Raw genomic sequence first — 20,241 nt, 5'->3', positions numbered from 1 at the left:
CAAACCTTTTATTAATAAACAAATAAACAATGAGTCAAAAAATTCGTATCAAGCTGAAGAGCTACGACCACAAACTCGTAGATAAGTCAGCAGAGAAAATTGTGAAGGCTGTAAAGGCCACAGGTGCAATCATCAGCGGTCCTATACCCCTTCCCACACACAAGCGTATCTTCACAGTGAACCGCTCTACCTTCGTAAACAAGAAGAGCCGTGAGCAGTTCCAGTTGAGCGACTACAAGCGTCTGATCGACATCTATAGCTCTACAGCTAAGACTGTTGACGCTCTGATGAAACTCGAACTCCCCAGCGGTGTTGAGGTTGAAATCAAGGTGTAGTCTTTGAAAAAGCAACAATAAAGAAATCCCGGAATCACAATCGTGTGGTTTCGGGATTCTTCTTTTTGTCATTCTACTTGATGCCGAACGGACATACAGAGACAAACAGATTTCTATTTTCCTCCTTAAAATTTGGTGGTTCGTAGAATAATATTTGTCTTTGCAGGCGAAGTGGGTAGGACCCGCTTCGGCAGAAGAAGCGTTATGCTCTAAACTTGCGAGATGAGAACCTAGGAAATTTTCAAAAGCGAGACGATTAAAACAGGTGAGTAGGACGGCTTCCACGTATTTGCGTGGGGCTGTACTCCATTACTGACATTAAGGCAATCTTCACTTCTGGCAATCCCTTCGATGTATATACCGTTGAAGGCCGTAAGGTGCGGCATCAGGTAAATACGCTGGAAGGACTACCAAAGGGTGTCTATGTTATTGCAGGGAAAAAGGTCGTATTATAGTAAATCACCTCATAATATGAAGCGGTGTTGTCGATATTTCGGCGCACCGCTTTGTTGTTTTCTAAAAAATACATTATCTTTGCACTCAACTATCTTAATGAATTGTTTCAATATTTATAAAAACTATGAGTTTTATAAAACTACATAATCTTAATATTAATCTGCGGAGTAGTATTCTGTTACTCTCTGTGGCTCTTGTTGTTTTTCTGTTCTCCACCATTGTTCAAGCCGTGTTTACGTGGCAGAGTATCAATGATGAAATAAGGAATCGTAACCGGATGGAGGTTAATGTGAAGAATGAGAAGATTGACCATCTGATGCAGGGAGTTGAGAAAGTAGTTTCCAATGCTGCTACTGCTTTCGAGCAGGAATTGGATAATCCAAAGCGTATAGAAGAGCTTCTCTTGACCTTAGTCCGTCAGAATACTGATTTGCTGGGCTCTGCTATTGCTTTCGTGCCAAATTATTATCCTGATAAAGCAAAACTCTATTCACCTTATGTATATAGAGAAGGAGAGCTGATAAGGAAAAGTTTACTCGAATATGACTATACCAAGTATGAATGGTATGCTCTTCCTATGAAGAGTAAACAGTCGGGTTGGTGTGAACCCTATACCGACGGCGATGGCACATATGTGGCTATGCGTACCTATTCTGTACCTCTTCGCGACAGTACAAGTAGGGTAGTGGCCGTTCTAACGGGCGATTTGCCTATGACTGAGTTGTCGTATGCTACGAATTCTATTTACCATCGTGTCAGCATGCGTAGTGTACTGATTTTGGGAATTCAGTTGTTGGGAATCCTTCTCATCATATTTATTTTTATCCGTTCCATTCTGAATGTACGTAAATATGAGGAGACTGCCAAGGAGAATCAGCTGGTGAGTGAAGAGCTTAATCTGGCTTCACAGTTGCAGACGAATTTGTTGCCACAATATGCTCCGTCACACCCTCATTTGAATCTTGCTGCAACGCTGATTCCTTCTCATCAGTCGTGTGGTGATTTTTATGATTATTCATTGAAAGGTGACTATTTGTATTTCTGTATTGGTGATGTCGCCATCCGTGGTCTTAGTTCTGCGCTGGCCATGACGGTGACAAGAACAGTCTATCGTTCTTGTCTTCTTGATGAAGTGGAACCAGCCAAGATGATGTATAAGATGAATCATATCCTGACTGGTATCAATGAGAATTATATGTATGCCACCTTCTTTGCAGGTAAATTGAATTTGTCCACAGGTGTGCTGTGCTATTGCAACGCAGGTCATTGCGCACCGTATCTGCTCTCTGGGAAACAGACCACACGTGTTGATGTGGCATCGAATGTGCCATTGGGCATTATTGAATGGAATTTCGTAGAGCAGCAGTTGCAATTGAAGTCGGGCGACGTGCTTTTCTTCTTCACCGATGGCATTGTTGAAGCGATGAACAATAAAAAAGAGTCGTTCGGTGAAAAACGACTCTCTTTGCAAATGCGTAGAGCAAGTGAGAATAGGCAGAATCCTTCTGTAATCATCAGCAATGTGGAAAAGGCTGTCAATCAATTCCTTGGTATTGGAAACAAGGCCGATGATGATCTGACGATGATGGCCATTGGCTATATGTAAGAATCTTCTGCGATGCTGGTTGTTGGCTATATGTAAGGATCTGGCACCTGCTCAACGTTCTTTACTTACTGAAATTTCTTGAAGCAAAAGGCAACGCTATGCGGATAGCGGTGTGCCAGTATTCCCAGTTGTGCTGTCCGTTGCGTACACGCAGTTCGCTCTTTATGAACTTCTGACGCATCAGCTTGTGAAGGTCAACATTGAGGTCGAACAGGAAATCATCATCGCCGCAATCGAAGAACCATTTCACTGAGCGCAGTTTTTCAACTGTCAGTTCATCGGCATTGCGCACAAAGTCAAGAGCGGAATGATCGTGAACGGCTTTTGTCACTAGATATACCTTATCGTCAACGCCTGGCTCACGTTGTCTTCCGCCATCACTGTCCAACCATGCACTCATGGCATAGACCGATGAGAAGAGATCACTGTGTCGCTGACCATAGACGGTGCTGCCTCCACCTCCCATCGACAGTCCCATCACGGCGCGCTGACCTTTAGCACCGCCGGCATGGTATTTCTGTTCTGCCTGTGGCATCAGTTCCTGAAAGAAAAAGTCCTCGTATCGCCAACCAGGCATGTTGAAATAGCCATTCCATGTTTCATAGGTTTTTGGACCGCCTGCGTTGGGCATAATGACTACCATAGGTACTGCCTCGCCGCTTTCAATCAGCTCGTCGGCTACAACCTGCATCTGACCTTTATCGCGCCAGGCGGTATAATCATCAGTAAAACCGTGAAGCAGATAAACAACAGGATAGTGCTGATTGGGATTCTTGTCAAATCCATTGGGCACATACACATTGTACTTTACCCATTCTCCTAACACTTCACTCTTCACACTGTCGGTCAGCACGCGTCCGGCCTGAGTGGCAATACACACCATGAGCATGATAGCCATTGAAATAAGTCTTGTTGTCATTCTTTTAATTTTTAGGTTTTTTGGTCTAAAATAATTCTGTGCTCTGACTATATAAAAAAGCGGAAGGAAAAACCCTTCCGCTGCAAAGTTACGAATTATTCTGGAATAATAGATTATTTTATTCCCATTTTTCTGACATGAACGGTGCCGTCAGCAGCTACTCTATGCTCGATGTAGAAACCGGAAACTGGGCGCGCCGTTAGTTCCACACCTTGTAGGTTGAAGAAGCGAGTGGACACTCCATCAGAGTAGCATGGCATGTTGATACCGTCAATGGCCCTAAAATCAGCTGCTTCTATATTCGTTTCATCAATCACCCAGCGCAGTCGGGTACGATCGGCATGCAGACTGAAATATTCCAATGGACCGCCCTTCCCGTCAGCATCGGGTGTGCCGACATTGAACAATTTGATGCCGCTTGCACTGGCATCGAGGAAGAAAGCCATCTTCCCATTGTCGTGTTTGGCGTAGTAAGGACGAAATGTTGCAGGCGTAGTAGATAGTGTATTGGCTATTCGTAAATAGCCGCCCGTTTTCTGATTGCGTGCTCTTACCAAACCGCCATTGGCCTGTTCAAACACCCATAAGGCAGCAAGATTGCTGGCCAAGGCATCTTTCTTTCCGTTGTTGATGTCGTTCTCGGAAAGACCGATGCGGTAAACAAGCGAGTCTCTTTTTCCATCCTTCGTTTTCATCGTGTATAGGTATCGGCGCTCAATAGAACCGTCGGCACTGGATGCATCCGCATTCGGATGGGTACCATAACTGTAGATGAGGTAGGCTACATCGGTTGAGAATCCTTCAAAAGTATAAATGCGAGAGTCGTTGAATTTCGTTATTGCCGTATTCAGCTTGCTCACTTGCGTGTTGATCTCTTCTTGTGTAGTCTGCTCGTTGATGCCAGAAGCAAATTGCTGGGCTACGTTAATGGCATTCATAAGTTCGTTTAATGAAGCGGTGGGGTAGCCCAGTGTCACATCCGTCTGTGCACTATTTGCCAGAGCGAGTGCACTCTCAAGGGTAGCATTGAACTTGGTCAGAAATACCTTCACCAGCGACGCATCGATTTCTACGAAGGTGAATATCATATCGGCACGTTCAATGGTGCCATTGCCATATATCCAGTCGTCAACAAAACCTCGGGCGCGAATCTGCTGGTTGCTGTTCGATGGGCTGTTGATGCGGTACATTGAAACATTGCTATACAATCCTGAATGCGAAGGCTGTTGGTCGCTGGTGTAGTTGATGGCTAGTGTGATAGGTGTGTTTGAACTGCCTATGCGGTCAGAACCGTCTATTGAACTGTTTCGTGCAGCGATGTATTTCTTGTTTCCATAGTTCTGAATGGTCACTCCGCCTTCTACTTTTGTAATCACCCACAATAGTGATGGATCATCCCACACAAAGTCCTCGGTAGAACCCAGTGTACCATTATCGTTGAAGGTGAGATATTTGGGTGCACCCTGTAGTGAGGTGGAGGAGTTGTAGGGAATAGTGGCATAATTGATGATACGATACAGTTTCCCTTCTGTAGGCTCAAAAGGGTTTATGCCAGCACGTGTTCCTCCACCAGGGCGCATGAATTCATCGTTCACCGATACTGTAGCTGAGTAGAGTGATGCTATCTCTTTTCCGTCGGTTGACTGCCCAATTGTTTTCATCCTAAAGAAATACACCTTGTCGGGAGTCAGTCCGCTCACAGTGGTCTCGGTGGCATTACCAGGCAGGCGCTGAATTTCTGTGAAAGTCTTGTTGTCCTCTGATTGCTCTACCACAATGGCAGTGGCATTCTCGCTCTCACCGTTCAGCCAGGTCAGCTTTACGGTGGTTGCATTGAGCAGTGTCGCTTCTGGATTGACGGGATACATCAGGTAACTTGTTTTCTGGGCCAGACTATTCACATAGTGTTCAATATTCGTATATCCACCTCCCAAGTTATATCCGTTGGCATCGTTCTGCTGAGGGTTCAGATTGTTGGCAAGTTCCCATTCGTCGGGCATACCGTCATTATCACTGTCAGTAGGCTTTGGACCATTGGCCACTGTGCCAATGCCGCCTACATTGTCCTCATTGGCAATGAAACTGCCTTTTGTTCCCAGTGAGGTGAGTTGCTCTAAGATGCGCTTGTCATGTGAATCGCGAACACGTGAAGCACCTACGTGGTCCACAATGGTATAGTAGGCTCTCTCAGCTGTTTCCACATTCATTGGGTGGGTTGTGTTGAAGTTCGGCTTCGACATCGGCGTGGCATTGTGATGGTCGGTAATCAGTGTACCGTTCAGCTGTCCGTCGCGGTTTCCGTCAAAGTAGTTGCCTGCACTGTACAGATGGTCTGTAGCCGTCCAGTCATCAAAGTATTTTGCAGAACCGTCCGGACCGGCAATGAAGTAGTTGTTCATCACATCCTGATAGTTGTCGGCTGCTGAGTGTCCGCCTATGATGCCCATGCCGTAGTTATATACCACATTATTATAATACTGCAGGTAGCATTTCATCTTTGGGTTACGACTTTTGTTGTCAGCCCAAAGACAGTGGTGGATGGTCCAGTTGCGTGTGCCGTCGGTGATAGAACCGAATCGCTGTGGTTCAATACCTTCCGAGTTGATGCAGTACTGCCAAGTGATGTCGTTGGCATCCTTGATGTGTACGTTGTCCCATGGTCCCCATGATACTGAGCAGTGGTCCATCATCAGATTCTGACATTCGTCGAGCGTCAGTGTACATTTGCTGCTGTTGACGCTCTTACCACCACGCATACGTACATATCGTAGGATGACATTCTTTGCCTTTGAGGCAATCATACGTCCGCCATAGATTGTGATGCCTTCTCCTGGAGCCGTTTGTCCGGCAATGGTGATGTTGCTGGAAATAGTGATGCTCTTTCCAGTAATGTCTATCACGCCGCCCACATCAAATACTACGAAGCGGTTGGGCTTGCTCACTGCATCGGCCAGTGAGCCAGCACCTGCTGCGTTCAAGTTTGTTACATGCACCACCTCGCCTCCACGGCCTCCCGATGCGTAGGCACCGTAGCCTTCTGCACCCGGGAAAGCCAACTGTTGGGCATTTATGTTGATTGACCCTTCGCAAAACAGGCAAGTGATGAGTCCTGTTAGTAGTCTTTTCATAATGTTTCGATTTATTTGGGGGTTAAAACCAAAAAATCCGTTTGTTGAATGACGAGTTTATTCTTCACCTTTCAGTCCTTTATAACCCAGTTCGAGCATGTACTTGCAGTGAATCTCGTTCTTTCGGTCAAGCGAGTCTTCCCAGATTAGCAGGTCGGGCAGTGAAACGGCAAAATAGTCCATAGTCTGGTGTTCAAACAAGTGCTGTTTACCGTAGTTCACCAGTTTCCAGAACTTTCCGTTGGCCTGATCTGTGCGTCCCAGTTTCTTCAGAGCCAATCCCTGATAGTATATCTTCTCGGGCTTGGCATCGTTGTAGTACATTGCAGCTGCAGGCTCCAGATTGCCCTTTGCGGCCTCTTCCCAACAGCTGATGGCCTTTTCTTTGTTGCCCTGTTGGTCGTAGGCACATCCCAGGTAGTAATAGAAATCCTGTTCCTGAGCACCATATAGTTTGCCTTCTCCTAAATGATGAGGATAGATCAGGCATTCGTTCAGCAATTGAATGGCTTTGTCTGTTTGCTGGTTGGCCATAGCCTGTTTGGCCAGTTCCACACGGCATAATTGATACTGTGCAGGAACCTTTCCTTCGCCACCCTCCCATGGATGGAACTGATGAGCATCGAGCTTCTCTTTGGCCTCCTCGTATCTGCCTAACTGATTCAGCAGCGTAATCTCCTCAAGTATCAAGTCGTCGCGTTGTGCCACCAGCCCAGCATATTTCTGTAGGAATGCCAGTCGTTCGGCGAATGGTTTCTGAATACGCTTGTAGAGTTGGTCAAGTTCCATGAGAATACGGCTGTCCTTCTGGTTCAGTTGGAAGGCACGCTCCATGTATTCTACCGCCTCTGCTTCACGTCCCTGCTTGTTGAAACGGGCCAGGGCCAGATTGCGCCATACAGTAGGATAGCTTGGGTCAAGTTTTGCAGAAAGCTCCCAGTTCTCGATGGCTAAGTCGTATTGTCGCTTGTCGTAGAACAGACATCCCAGATAGTAGGGGGCACGTGCTCCGTTGGGATTCTTCTCCTTAGCAGTTTCGAGGGCAATCACAGCTTCCAGTCGGTTGGGGAAACAGTAGTCGGAGGGTTGTTGTTCCGCTTGGGTGTAACGTCCTGTATAGTAATAGGTCATTGGAGTGGTAGCCTGTTCTTTTTCTGCTATAGCCCATATATCAGCAGCCTCCTTGCTCAAACCGGCTTGAGTGTAGTCGAGTGCCAACTCGTCATAGTTCTGGTCTGACTGGTGTAGCAGGCTTTTCAGTTCGTTGAATACCTCTTGCTCTTTTGTTATCAGGTACTGCTCGTAGCGGCATCCGTAGTTGAAACGGTCTATTTTCAGTGATTCCTGAATCCATGACAATGCCTCTTTCTCTTTTCCGAGTATTCTAAGGATAGTGGCTTTCAGCGCACGTGCTTTATGGTTGTGACTATTACTGATAAGCGAGCGCTCCACTTCGTCAAGTGCATCCTCGTATCGTCCTTCGGCAGTGCTGATGCAGGCTGCTTCGAAATATCCGGCGTCTGCCCATGCTTTGTTCCAAGTTGCTTTCCAGAACAGTTCGTATGCCTCATGCAGCCGGCCTTCGAACTTTAGCGTCAGCGCCAGATTGAAGAGTGGTTCGCCATCGTAAGGATTTGGATTGCGTTTCATCCAAACTTTCACTGCTTTGCGCAGGTATTCTTCTGCCTTAGCAAAACGACCTCGGCGCAGGAACCATAGTCCAATCTGGTTCAGACAGCGAACGTCCTTTGGATCACGGCGTAAGGCTTCCTCGTAGTAGTCGAGGGCCGACCATGTGGCATGGCGATACTGTTCCAGATGCAACCCTGTCAGGTATAGTTGATCAACGGTTTTTGTGTCTGTTGGTGGTAAGGCGGCCTCTGCAGCATCAGGGATAGGACGAATCTCGTCGGGCTCTGCATGCCATTCCAGAACGGTGCGCTGACCATAGGCAAAGGTCTTGATGATTTCAAAGTCCAACTCGTTGAGCTTGGCCTCTTTTACCTTTACATTTTCCGTCAAGACTCCCTCTGGTGAAAGAGTATGTTCCTTCTTATAATAGATCTCGCCATTGTCATTTCTAAGAATAATACAGACTTCTTGCTTTGAGGTGGCCAGTACCTTGATAGTAATCTCATCCTCCTCAGTCGGTGTGAGATTAACGATAAAGTCTTTCGAAGCCTGTTTCACAAGTCCCAGTTCACGATAGGGCATGAAATACTGCGTGAACTGTTTCTCCTCGTATGGCATCAGCCATGTAAAGTCTGGCTGGTTTTCTGTATAAACACCGGCCATCAGTTCGATATAAGGGCGGAAGCCGGGCTTTAGTTGAGAGGTGAGAGGTGAGATTACCTCGTCTGTGAGGTTCCTGTCCCAAGCGCGTCCAAAGTCGCCATTGCCCCATGTCCACTGTTTCTTTCCCGGTGAGAAATGGTGACTGGCTACGTGAAGCATACCGCCATGCGTGTCGTTCTCATAGCCGCCTTCAAAATCGTATTTTGAATTCACGGCCATATAACTGGTGGGCACCTTGATGTTCTTATAGTTTGATATGTCCACACCGGCTGAATAGTCCATCTTGTAGTAAGTGCCCGTTGCAATAGGGAATGAGGAAACGGCACGTTTACCATGGTCAAACACTGCATTTACATCAGGTGGGAACACAGATTGGTACTCGTCGTTCACTTCCACTGCAGGGTTGGCCCACCATAGAAACGTTTGAGGCAGTGATGTACGGTTATATACACGACCTTTTATTTCCAGATAGGCACATCCAGGGCGCAGTGTAAATCCTGCCATTCCTTTCTGATGGAACATACGCTCCATCTCGTTCACCCATACCGTTACCGATCCGTCCTCGTTCTCTTCAATGTCACAGTCCACTGGCAGATAGGTTGACGGACGGTGATGCTGAGGCCAGTTGAATTCAATACCGCCACTGATCCACGGTCCGGTGAGGCCTACGAGTGCAGGCTTTATCACGTGATTATAGTAAACGAAGTGGCGTTGTTTTATCTTGTCGTAAGCCATCTGGATTCGACCGCCCAGTTCGGGCAGTACCATTACCTTAATATATTCATTCTCCAGGAATACGGCTTTCCATTCTTTGTCAACCTTCTCGTTGCTGATACTCTCAATAACGGGGTAAGGATATACCACACCGCTTGAACCCTGATAAACGCGTTTTTCCAAGAAGATGGGGTTTTTCTCTGTCTTTCCAATCTCATACGTTGGAATGGTCACAATTTCTCTCCAAGCTTTAACCATTGTTTTCTCTTATGCTAATTCTTTTTCTAATTCTTCTAAACTCTTTCCTTTCGTCTCAGGACAGCGATGCCACAGGAACAAGAAGGCGCAGGCGCAGATTGTGCTATAAACCCAGAATGTGCCGCTGCTGCCCAATACGGCGTTCATAGAGGGGAACGAGAATGTCAGTGTACAACATCCTACCCATAATGCAAAGGTACAGGTAGCCATCGCTATTCCTCGAATACGGTTGGGGAATATCTCGGCCAATAAGGTCCAGGTCACAGGACCCAATGTCATGGCGTAGATAGAGATGGCGGTGACTACTAATGCCACCATCAGTACGCCTTTGAGCTCAAGGAAATAGCAGCTGCCCAAGATGAAATAAATGATTCCCAGTCCGCCGGCTCCTATGAGCATCAAAGTGCGGCGTCCCCATTTCTCTATGGTATAGAGGGCTACGAAGGTAAATACAACATTGGCTATACCTGTGATGACGATGTTGATGAACATGCCGTCAACATCGAAACCAGCCCCTACGAATATCTCCTGTGCATAGTTGAATATGACGTTTGTTCCGCACCACTGTTGAAACACGGCAATCACCAGTCCAAGCAGAAGAACACTGCGGTATGTCGGTGAGAGAAGGGTGGTGAGGTGGGAACTGCGAGGTGAGAGTTGAGAGGTATGATGAGTCTCTTCCAATGAAGAGTCGTCAGCAGAACTGATCATATCTTTCATTCTTAATCTCTCATTTCTCATCTTGAGATACACCGGACTTTCAGGGATGAAGAAACTCATTGCCAGGAACAGGGCTGCCGGTACGGTTTCGGCCCAGAACATCCATCGCCAGCCTAATGTGATGTTCCACATCTGTGATGCTGCAACACTGGTGTCACGAGCCAATAGCATATTCACAATCTGAGCTGCAAGAATGCCTATCACGATGGTCATTTGGTTCAAGCTCACCATCGTTCCACGAATATGGGCGGGACTTACCTCGGCTATGTACATTGGCGATAGCGCTGAAGCCACACCGATACCTACGCCTCCGATGAAGCGTGCTATATTAAATAAGGTGAAGTCGTCAAAATAGCCTGTTCCTATAGCAGAAACAGTGAATAGAATGGCTGAAACAGTGAGTAGTGGCTTGCGTCCATAGCGGTCGGCAGCAGCTCCGGCAATCATAGCACCTACCAAACATCCTACCAAGGCTGTTGACATAGCCACGCCTTGAAGTACGGGCGATTCGCTGATACCGAAAAAAAGTTCGTAAAAAGGTTTCGCACCTCCTATGACTACCCAGTCATAGCCAAAGAGCAATCCGCCCATGGCCGAAACCATGCAAATGAAATAGACAAAACGATTATTAGGTTGCATACTCGATTCTATTAGGTTTTCGGCTGCAAAGATACTATAATACTTTAGAATCAGAAATAAATAATATGATACAATAAGATGGATAATCTTTCGTTTTTAAGTTAGTATGAAGAACCAAAAGGATGGATTTCGTGGGGAACGTTCCATTGTGTTACCCCAGATGGTAATTGAGGCTGAGCAAAACGATCCATTGGTGTCAAGTCTCTATGTGACAGACATCGGCTATTATCCGAATGCTGAACATCATTATCGTCAGCGTACTGAAGGTATCAGTCAGTATGTGCTTATCTATTGTGTGGAAGGTGCCGGCTGGTATCAGGTAGGAGAGCGTGAGTATAAGGTTGAGGCCAATCAGTATTTTATTCTTCCTGCCAATGTTCCTCATGCCTATGGCTCCAGCGAACAGTGTCCATGGACTATTTATTGGGTTCATTTTATGGGCAGTCATGCCGAGATTTATGCGCAGGGAGCCTTGCAGGCACAGGATGTGCGTCCGGGTATTCATTCGCGCATCAGTGACCGCAATAATATTTTCGAGCAGATTTTCCAGACCCTCCAACGTGGGTTCAGTCGTGAATCGCTGCGCTATGTGTCTTCATTGCTTCATTATTATCTGGCTTCCATCCGTTATCTTCAGCAGTACCGTGATGCCGAGCCTGAAGAGACACCCGGCGCAGAATTCGATATCGTTGCCGCAAGCATTCATTTTATGGAGGAGAATATAGAGCATCGCCTTACCTTGAATAAGATTGCTGACTATGTGGGCTACTCGCCATCGCATTTCTCTATTCTCTTCCGAAAAAAGACTGGGGTGAGTCCATTGGCCTATTTCAATAACCTGAAAATGGAAAAGGCATGTGAAATGCTGCGCACCACTGATATAAAGATTAATCAGCTTTGCTTTAAGGTAGGTATTAATGACTGTTATTATTTTACCCGTTTGTTCACCAAAACCACAGGTATTCCTCCCAGTGAGTACAGAAACCGGTTTAAGGATACTGTTTCGTAGGAAGTAGTCTCTTCAGCAGGAAAGGTGATAAACTATCTGATGGGAAGTTCGAAGATAAACCGGCATCCCTTGCGATAGTCTTTGTCAAGTTTGAGGTCACCTCCCAAGGTGAGGGCGTGATGCTTTGACAAAGGCAATCCCAGACCGAGACCTTCCGACAGTGAGTCCAATTTTGTGAACGGTTCGAAAATCTGTTCCTGAACATCTTCGTTAATACCAGGTCCTGTATCTTCAACAATGAAGCATACGGTTGTCTCAGTTTTCGAAATGCTTAATTTGACATTCTCCTTGTCCGAGAATTTGGCGGTATTGTAGAGCAGTTCGCGAATACTACGCATCAGGTACAGTTTGTTGCTGTGTATGGTAAAGTCGTCAGGGAGGGTAGTGGCGAACTTAATGGGCATATCGGGGAAGTGTTCTTTTGTGAGTACAATACATTCCCGTGCCATGTCATTGAACTCCACCACATCATCGAGGTTGCAAGCCAACTCTTCCGACAGTCCAGTATCAGAACTGTCGTATAGCATCAGCACCATGCGGTTCAACTTCCTCGCATTGTGGTTCATCGTTCCGATGATGTTATCTTTCTCTTTTTCGCTGATTAGTTTCAGATTGTCGCGTAGTACCTGCGCAAAGCCCATGATGATGTTCAGCGGGGTGCGAATCTGATGGGTCATGTTCTGAATGAACAGCGTTTTCTGTTTGGTAGCTTCAATAGCTGCTTTCTTGGCCTGCTGAAGTTCCATATTGCGTTTCTCGGCCTCATTATTCACTTGTTGTATGCTCTCCAAGTGCTTGTTGATCGATTTCTGCATCAACACAAAACTATTCTGCAGTCGGCCTATGGCATCTCTGCGTGTACTGGGTTTTATTTGTGTGCTGAAATCGCCTTTGGCTATCTGTTGCGACTGCTCCAGAAGTTGGTTGAGGGGGCGTACTGATGTAGCAACAATCTGATAGCAGATCAGGAAAATAACAATCAGTCCGATGAAGATGAGTGGTATGACGATATAGCTCAGACGGTTATAATCGCTGAATATATCGCTATTGGGGCATATCAGAGCGAGGCTCCATGAAGTTCCTGGTATGGGACGATAGCATGCCATGCATGCTTTGCCATCCACCACTACTGGCATAGCTCCTTGCGCTCCTGTTATCATCTCATGTCCCAGGGCGATGATGTCGGGATGCTCATTTGCGTTTGTCAGACTAAAGATTGTCTGATTCTTTAGTCGGGTCGAATCAGGATGAATAAAGTAATGGCCTTCCCTGCCCAGCATCACGAAATAGGCATTCGGATAGGGCTTGTTGGCTGTTATTATTTTTGCCAGTTTAGGCAGCGAGTAGTCGCCGCTCAATACACCCAAGAGTCGCCCTTTTTTGTTGAACAGAGGCTTACTGTATGAAGCAATCAGTTCTGTGGACGACAGCGTGCCCTCATTATAGTCGTCGAAAGGATCCACCCAGCAGGCAACACCCTGTTGCACCGGCTCTTTGTACCATGTTTTTTCGAAATACTCATAATCTCCCTCTTTGACAGTAATAATGCTGTCGCCGCTTCTCACTGAATAGGCTGAGAAATGACGACCGTATTGGGGGAATATACCTGGTTCGGTAGTGATGGAACACCCGTTCACGTTGATATTCATCTGCACAATCAGGCGTGAGAAGGTTAACAGTGAGTCGGGTTGGAAATTGTTAACTACCAGCCAGGCGTTGGTGTTGATGGCATCTTCAACAATACTCAATTCTCTGGCCGCACGCATTGTTGTCTTGTTCAGTGCGCTGCTGGCCCGCTTGATAGCTTCTTGTTTGATAGTGTTGCGTGATTGCTCGAACAGTATGCCCAATACAATGATAAAGATGGGGACAGTCATCAGTATCACACTAAAACTAAGTTTCAGTGATAGCGATTGGCGAATATGGTTAATGAGTGCTCTCATACCGTTCTTTCCATCTCTTTTTTATACTTGCGAAGCCTTCAGCAGTTCGTCGAGCAGTTTTGTGATTACCTTGCTCTGCTTCTGAATATTCTTGTCATACTTTGCCGCTTCCTCATCGCTCATCGTCTGGTAACGGGTGCGCAGCGCTTCTACGTCGGAACTGATAGTGTTGACCGGCTCCAACATTTTATTGGTCATATTGTGCAATACGGCAGTCTTCATGTTTTCTGCCTCCTTTGCCTTTTCGTAGGTCTCCTCCAAACCTTTACCTTTTTCTTGTAGGGTAGCCGTCACGTTGTTCAGTTTGCTAATCTGTTCCGATAGTGACAACTGCATCCTGCGGAAGTTCTTTTGCAACGTGCCAACCTCGTCGCTATGGGCATTTTCTGGGATTGTCTCGTTGTATTGTCCTCTTGCTATGCGTGTAGCCGAACGGGTCAGTATGCGTAGTGGCGACAACAGGCGACGCAGAATGATTCTGCATAGGATGAACAATAGCAGCAGTCCGATGATGGCGATGAGGATGACCACATTGCGCAGGTGGTTGATGTCGCCCACGATATCATCCTCGGGGAATACGACTGCAGCGCTCCAATTAAGGTCCTGGCGAACGCGCCAGAAAGCTTCCGATCGGGTGAAAGGCTTGTAGAACACATAGCAGTCGCCTTTGCTGGTGTGAATAAGGCGATAGCCCGTTTTGCCTGCCCTCATGTCCATTGCTGTTTCCTTGACAGTGGCGTCCGCATTCATGAATCGTTCTTCGTATCGGTCCTGATGGAACAGCCATGAACTGTCAGGATAAATAAGGAACAATCCGTCTTTGTCTGTCAGCACTGCATAGGAATTTGGAGTGGGCTTTGCATCATGGATAATGTTTGAAAGAAGTACTGTCGATACATCTACTCCCAGCACGCCAACCACTTTTCTGTCCTTGTCGTATAGCGGGAGACTGAAGGTGGTGATGGCTTCGTTTTCCTTGCTGGCTGTCTTGATGGGGTCTATCCAGCAGGGCGTGCCTGTCTGCATGGGCTTCAGGTACCACTCCTGTGTGTCGTAGTCGCTATCGGCAAAGGTGGCCGACCGTACAATGTCTTTTCCTCCGTCTTTGTTAGTCTTCTTGTAGTAGTAGGCCATGAACAGTCGTACATTGTCCTTGTAGTAGTAAGGCTTCATGGCGATGGCACATCCTATGACGTATGGATTTGTCTCTACCAGTTTCCGGGCATAGGTATGCAACTTTTGGGGATAATCCAAATCTACCACGATGTCCCAATATAGGTTTCCAGACGATTGCTCTACACTCAGTAGCACGTTGTCAATACGCTGAATGGTGTAGTCAAGTGTTTCGTTGGCATTCAGTTCAGCCTCTTTCTTTACAACTTTGTAAGAATAGCCGAGCACAAGAAACAAAGCCGTGAGCAGGAGTATTGCCACGGACGAGACCACTAACAGGCTGATGCGGAAGGAAAGGGGCCTGTGTATGCTATTTCTTATTAAATTGTACATTTTCTATGCAAAGATATGAATTATTTTTATATTATTGTAATAACTAAGAGGAATTGTCGATATTGTGCTAAGAATTGTTAGAAATGACTGAATTTGTTTGGCATTTAAAATCTATTTCTTACTTTTGTGGTGACAATAACTATAAACTTTTATAAGTAATTGCTATAAACCTAAAAGTAAGTATAATGGAAAACAACATGCCGTTAGCTCAGCTAAGTGTGCTAACTTTGAATGTGGGCTTCGCCCGTCACAATGCCGATTGGAACTGGAAAAATGTGCGCAGTCCTTTCGCTCGTCTCTATTACGTCACAGAAGGAGAAGCTCAGGTGATTCTGCCTTCAGGTACTTATAGCCTGACGCCCAATCACATGTATCTCATTCCTCCGTTCACTATGCATAGTTATGTGTGTACCGGTCCTTTTGCTCATTATTATGTGCACATTTATGAAGCAGATGGAAAAAACAGTCTGTATGATAATTGGGACATTCCTTTCGAGGTAGATGCCGTTACCAACGATTTGCTCATGATGGTCCGGTTGTGCGAACTGAATCCGTTCCTGAAACTCCCTCAGTCAAACCCCGATGTGTACGATAATCATCTGATGCTGATGAACAACATCCGAATGAACCAGAATCGTTCTTTCAGCGACAAACTGGAGTCGCGTGGCATCCTTTACGTGTTGCTGTCTAGATTCCTGGCACACTCCAAGTTGCGTGCCGAGGTGGGTGATACGCGCATCCAGAAAACTATTCGCTATATTCGTCAGCATCTTGACGAGCCACTGCCTATCGGAACACTTTCCTCGATAGCCTGCATGTCGAAGGATCATTATATCCGTATGTTCAAGCAGTTCACCGGACAGACCCCCGTCACCTATATTGCCATACGCCGTATGGAAAAGGCCGAACTGCTGTTGGTCACCACTTCCATGTCGGTGAAATTGCTGGCCAGTGAGGTGGGGTATGAGGACACTTCCTATTTCAACCGCATCTTCCGAAAATACGTCGGACAATCGCCCCAAATGTACCGTCAAGGGAACGGGTTGTCGATATTGTCCAATCAATAGTCGAGAAAATCGGTTTCTGTCGCTGATTTTGTACATATTTTTGCATCATATTATGACAATAACAAGAATACGAATCATGAAATCTTCATTCATAGTAAGCAGAGTATTGGCTGTCACCACGCTGATGGCCATGCCGTGTTTGTGTTTAATGGCACAGAAACCAGTAGCCAATGTGGAAATAGCTCAAGGCAAGTATGATGCCAACTGGGAAAGTCTGTCAGCATGGGAATGTCCGGAATGGTTCAAGGATGCCAAGTTCGGCATCTGGGCCCATTGGGGACCACAATGTCAGGCCGAGGCAGGCGACTGGTATGGCCGTTCGATGTACTATGAAGGTACTCGCCAGTACAAATATCACTTGGAACACTACGGCAATCCGAAAGACTATGGACTGAAGGAACTGATTCGCGACTGGAAGGCCGAGCAGTGGAATCCCGACGAACTGGTAGCACTCTACAAAAGTGTGGGTGCCCGCTATTTCTTCACCCTGGGGCAGCATCATGACAATTTCGACCTCTGGAACTCACCCTATCAGGAGTGGAATTCGGTGAATATGGGGCCTAAGCGCGATATCGTGGGCGAATGGGCGGCTGCTTGTGCTAAGTATGGACTGCCATTGGGCATCTCCATGCATGGCAGTCATACGTGGACATGGCTGGAAGGGGCGCAGAAATACGATGGCAACCTGACCAAGGAGGATGGAAAAGGACAATGGTGGGAAGGGTACGACCCGCAGGAACTCTATGCCCAGTGCCATACTCCCAGTAAGGGCTGGGAGCATAGCGGGACCATTCACAACCAGTGGGACTGGAACAATGGCGCTTCACAGCCTTCAGAGGCCTATAAGAAAAAGTTTCAGAACCGTGTTCTTCAATGTATCAACGACTATCATCCGCAGATGCTCTATTTCGACGATACGGTGCTTCCTTTCTACGGATGTGACGATCAGGTGGGGCTGAACATCCTTCAGCATTACTACAACAAGAATGCGCAGTCAGATGGTTCGGCGCCTGTGGTACCGATGGGAAAGATTCTGAAGTCTGAGCATAAAAAGGCCATGCTTTGGGATGTGGAGCGTGGCACACCCGACAAAATTCAAGAGCAGTATTGGCAAACCTGTACCTGTATAGGCGAGTGGCACTATAATCAGGATGTTTACGCAAAGAACAGGTATAAGAGTGCCCAGCAGGTGATCGACATGCTACTCGATGTGGTGTCGAAAAATGGCAATCTGCTGCTCAGTATTCCCGTGAAAGCCAACGGTACCATCGATGATAAAGAGCGTGCCATTCTTGCTGAAATAAAGGAATGGATGGACCAGAACTCAGTAAGTATCTACGGTACGCGACCTTGGAAAACCTTTGGTGAAGGTCCTTTGGCTGAGGCAGCTAACCCGATGACTGCACAAGGTTTCAACGAGAAGAACAACTATTCGGCTCTCGATGTACGCTATGTTCAGCGCAACGATTCGCTGTTTGCATCGGTGATGCGCTGGCCCCAGACCGCGACCTTCACTTTCAAGGCGTTGAGCTTCACCTCCAAGTATTATAGTGGAAAGGTGAAGAATGTGAAACTCCTTGGCTATGGCGATGTGGCTTACAAGCAAACCCTCGACGGACTGCAGGTGTCATTGCCATCCCAACCGGTGAACAAGATTGCTCCAGTATTTGTCATTACCTTTGCTGAAGCAGAGAAAAGACAGTAAGACGGAGGGCAACTTATGGTTGCCACTCCTCGAAGCGGATGCCATCGTACAGACGTTGGCATCCGTTTTTGCTTTCTGGAATAAGGTGCAAGCGAACGCCGCGGATGTGCTTGTTCGGATTGAATTCCTCGACATTGGCCACCGGACTCCCCTCAATTTCAAGTTTCAGTCGGCCCAGATGGTTCAGTTTCACAATGTCGCCCCGCTGCAAAAGCCGCACCATTACGTCTTCCAGTTCACTGAGTACCGCAAGAACATCCGAACGCTTTAGCGTACAGTTCTCTTGAATCATACCGGCAATCTCTTCCGTATCCACCACTTGCGTGTGTACGGCACGTGCTACATACTGCCCTGCTGAGGGCAAAAAATTCCTGTTTTGTTTGAATAGTGTGTATTTAATCATGGTTTTAAATAAAAATAATTATATAAAATGAATGCTCTTGCACTCTTCTTGCTCTCAAGCTATTTGAAATTATAGCTATAATTTTTTGAATTTTAGCTATAATTCTCCAAATTATAGCTATAATTGCTTACAGCCCTTATTTCTTTACACCTGCAAAGTTATTAAATTGCTGTCTAATAGACAAGCTTTTCACGATTTGTTTTTGTTTTTTAAAATTTTAGGCTAAATATTTTGTTCTTTACAAAATAATACTTATATTTGCAAACGAATTTTAAAAACCATCTATACCGCAGAAGTAATTTCTGTAGAAAAACGTGATTGGCAAACTACTGTTAATAATTTCAGTCTGACTAAAAACAATGGAAAAGAATTTTTCATGGATTATAATCGCCCTCCTGACATGTGGCCTCACAGTGACATCATTTACCTCTTGTGGTGATGACGACACAACTAATAGTGGTGGCACCACTGAAGCCCCCGTGGTTGAGCCTACACTGTATGGTGACTGGTTTTCAGCGGTAGAGATTCATAATGAGGATGAGTGTGAAATCAGATATTCGCTCATCTCGTTCACTGAGAACGGCGTGATGACGATGCGTTCATACAAAATCTTCCCACAAGAAATTGACAATTATAGTGAGCGTATGCGCCGTCACCTGTCATATAGCGTTGATGAGGTGGATGGTATTCTCAGCCTGAATTATGATAGTGGGGTAGAGACCAATTTCTATGAACTGACTGCAGACTCTCTCCTTGTCACCAACGGCGAAGGCGCTCAGGTATTTGCTCTGCACCGTCCTACAACGGCCGACCTGGAACTGCTGAAGGACATTGATCGCACAATATGGAGTGACGACTATGTAGGTAAGTGGTTTAGTGCGCATGATAACAACGGACTCTATACTTATATGTTAATGGAGTTTACCGAGGATGGAAAAATAAACACAAAGCTCTATACAGTGCATGGCGAAGAATGTACGTGTACCACCACTTCGCGCCATTGCGGTGACTTTCAGACTGAGAAATATAGTGGAAAGGTGCTGGAGATTCACAACGAAAAGGACTATAAGAATACAACTCTTCGCTGGTGGACCATCAAGGACAACCAACTTTATCTGGGAGAAATACCTCAAGATGAAAACAATTATTCTGTCTATCATCCGCTGACTCCGGCAGACATTAAAAAGATGGCTGAACTGGACAGGATGTTGGAAGAATAGTTGCGAAAGGGTAGTTATTCTTAGTATTCCCCTATACATTATTATATATAATAGGAAACGAGGTCAGTGTTGATGCTGGTCTCGTTTTTTTCTCCGAATCGCTTGGCGGTTCGGATTTTTTGTTTTATCTTTGCCACGTGCATATTAATGCACATACATTTTTATTTGCTCAATCGCTCCTCGAATTGCGACCTCGGAAAAGTGAAAAGAGCAATAACTAGTACAATGAGACTTGTGCTTTACAGCGCAGGCTCTCCATAGTACTAGTAGGTTGTCGCAAACCTGAGGAGCGTATGGTGAAAGCCTGCGCTTTTCTTA

The 20,241-nt window shown here is 46.2% G+C and carries 14 protein-coding genes; 7 read left to right on the top strand and 7 right to left on the bottom strand.

Annotated elements, in window-relative coordinates:
* Nucleotides 1-29 precede the first annotated feature (29 nt).
* The 3 genes from rpsJ (at nt 30) to L6475_RS12590 (ending at nt 2,397) form a co-directional block, all read left to right on the top strand.
* Entirely contained in the window at nt 30-335 is a 306-nt protein-coding gene (gene rpsJ / locus L6475_RS12600) for a 30S ribosomal protein S10 (protein ID WP_027448969.1), read from the top strand.
* A gap of 293 nt (nt 336-628) precedes the next feature.
* Nucleotides 629-790 carry a hypothetical protein gene (locus L6475_RS12595; RefSeq protein WP_237820555.1) on the top strand — a complete coding sequence of 54 codons (162 nt, stop codon included), beginning with the start codon at nt 629-631 and terminating at the stop codon, nt 788-790.
* Nucleotides 791-915: 125 nt separating this feature from the next.
* A complete protein-coding gene (locus L6475_RS12590) occupies nt 916-2,397 on the top strand; it encodes a SpoIIE family protein phosphatase (protein WP_237820553.1) in 1,482 nt (493 codons plus the stop codon).
* A 61-nt stretch (nt 2,398-2,458) separates the two neighbouring features.
* On the opposite strand, the gene L6475_RS12585 is transcribed toward L6475_RS12590, so the two are convergent.
* From L6475_RS12585 to L6475_RS12570, 4 genes are all read right to left on the bottom strand, one after another.
* Nucleotides 2,459-3,316 (bottom strand): esterase family protein, encoded by an 858-nt coding sequence (locus tag L6475_RS12585; RefSeq protein ID WP_237820551.1) that lies wholly within the window; start codon nt 3,314-3,316, stop codon nt 2,459-2,461.
* Between the two features lie 113 nt (nt 3,317-3,429).
* The gene (locus tag L6475_RS12580; RefSeq protein ID WP_237820549.1) at nt 3,430-6,444 is read right to left on the bottom strand and encodes a hypothetical protein; all 3,015 of its coding nucleotides are present in this window, start codon (nt 6,442-6,444) and stop codon (nt 3,430-3,432) included.
* Between the two features lie 57 nt (nt 6,445-6,501).
* Entirely contained in the window at nt 6,502-9,711 is a 3,210-nt protein-coding gene (locus L6475_RS12575; protein ID WP_237820547.1) for a DUF5107 domain-containing protein, read from the bottom strand.
* 9 nt (nt 9,712-9,720) lie between these two features.
* Nucleotides 9,721-11,070 carry a sugar porter family MFS transporter gene (locus L6475_RS12570; RefSeq protein ID WP_237820545.1) on the bottom strand — a complete coding sequence of 450 codons (1,350 nt, stop codon included), beginning with the start codon at nt 11,068-11,070 and terminating at the stop codon, nt 9,721-9,723.
* Nucleotides 11,071-11,176: 106 nt separating this feature from the next.
* On the opposite strand from L6475_RS12570, the gene L6475_RS12565 reads away from it, so the two are divergent.
* Complete coding sequence (locus tag L6475_RS12565) at nt 11,177-12,079, top strand: AraC family transcriptional regulator (protein ID WP_237820543.1); 903 nt, start codon at nt 11,177-11,179, stop codon at nt 12,077-12,079.
* A gap of 32 nt (nt 12,080-12,111) precedes the next feature.
* On the opposite strand, the gene L6475_RS12560 is transcribed toward L6475_RS12565, so the two are convergent.
* Together L6475_RS12560 and L6475_RS12555 are read right to left on the bottom strand one after the other, a co-directional pair.
* Nucleotides 12,112-14,022 carry an ATP-binding protein gene (locus tag L6475_RS12560; RefSeq protein ID WP_237820541.1) on the bottom strand — a complete coding sequence of 637 codons (1,911 nt, stop codon included), beginning with the start codon at nt 14,020-14,022 and terminating at the stop codon, nt 12,112-12,114.
* A 21-nt stretch (nt 14,023-14,043) separates the two neighbouring features.
* Nucleotides 14,044-15,528 carry a cache domain-containing protein gene (locus tag L6475_RS12555; RefSeq protein ID WP_237820539.1) on the bottom strand — a complete coding sequence of 495 codons (1,485 nt, stop codon included), beginning with the start codon at nt 15,526-15,528 and terminating at the stop codon, nt 14,044-14,046.
* 185 nt (nt 15,529-15,713) lie between these two features.
* On the opposite strand from L6475_RS12555, the gene L6475_RS12550 reads away from it, so the two are divergent.
* Together L6475_RS12550 and L6475_RS12545 are read left to right on the top strand one after the other, a co-directional pair.
* Nucleotides 15,714-16,595 carry an AraC family transcriptional regulator gene (locus tag L6475_RS12550; RefSeq protein ID WP_237820537.1) on the top strand — a complete coding sequence of 294 codons (882 nt, stop codon included), beginning with the start codon at nt 15,714-15,716 and terminating at the stop codon, nt 16,593-16,595.
* Nucleotides 16,596-16,671: 76 nt separating this feature from the next.
* Nucleotides 16,672-18,300, top strand: coding sequence for an alpha-L-fucosidase (locus L6475_RS12545; RefSeq protein WP_237820535.1), 1,629 nt, complete (start codon nt 16,672-16,674; stop codon nt 18,298-18,300).
* Nucleotides 18,301-18,313: 13 nt separating this feature from the next.
* On the opposite strand, the gene L6475_RS12540 is transcribed toward L6475_RS12545, so the two are convergent.
* Nucleotides 18,314-18,703: a DNA-binding domain-containing protein gene (locus L6475_RS12540; protein ID WP_237820534.1), complete on the bottom strand. Its 390-nt coding sequence runs from the start codon at nt 18,701-18,703 to the stop codon at nt 18,314-18,316.
* A gap of 359 nt (nt 18,704-19,062) precedes the next feature.
* Between L6475_RS12540 and L6475_RS12535 the strand changes: the two genes are divergently transcribed.
* Complete coding sequence (locus L6475_RS12535) at nt 19,063-19,923, top strand: hypothetical protein (RefSeq protein ID WP_237820532.1); 861 nt, start codon at nt 19,063-19,065, stop codon at nt 19,921-19,923.
* The last annotated feature ends 318 nt before the right edge of the window (nt 19,924-20,241 follow it).

Origin of the sequence: Prevotella sp. E9-3 (assembly GCF_022024015.1) — a bacterium.
Taxonomy (GTDB): Bacteria; Bacteroidota; Bacteroidia; order Bacteroidales; family Bacteroidaceae; genus Prevotella.
Note: the sequence above shows the minus strand (reverse complement) of the source record. Positions and strands in the feature narration are given on the sequence as shown.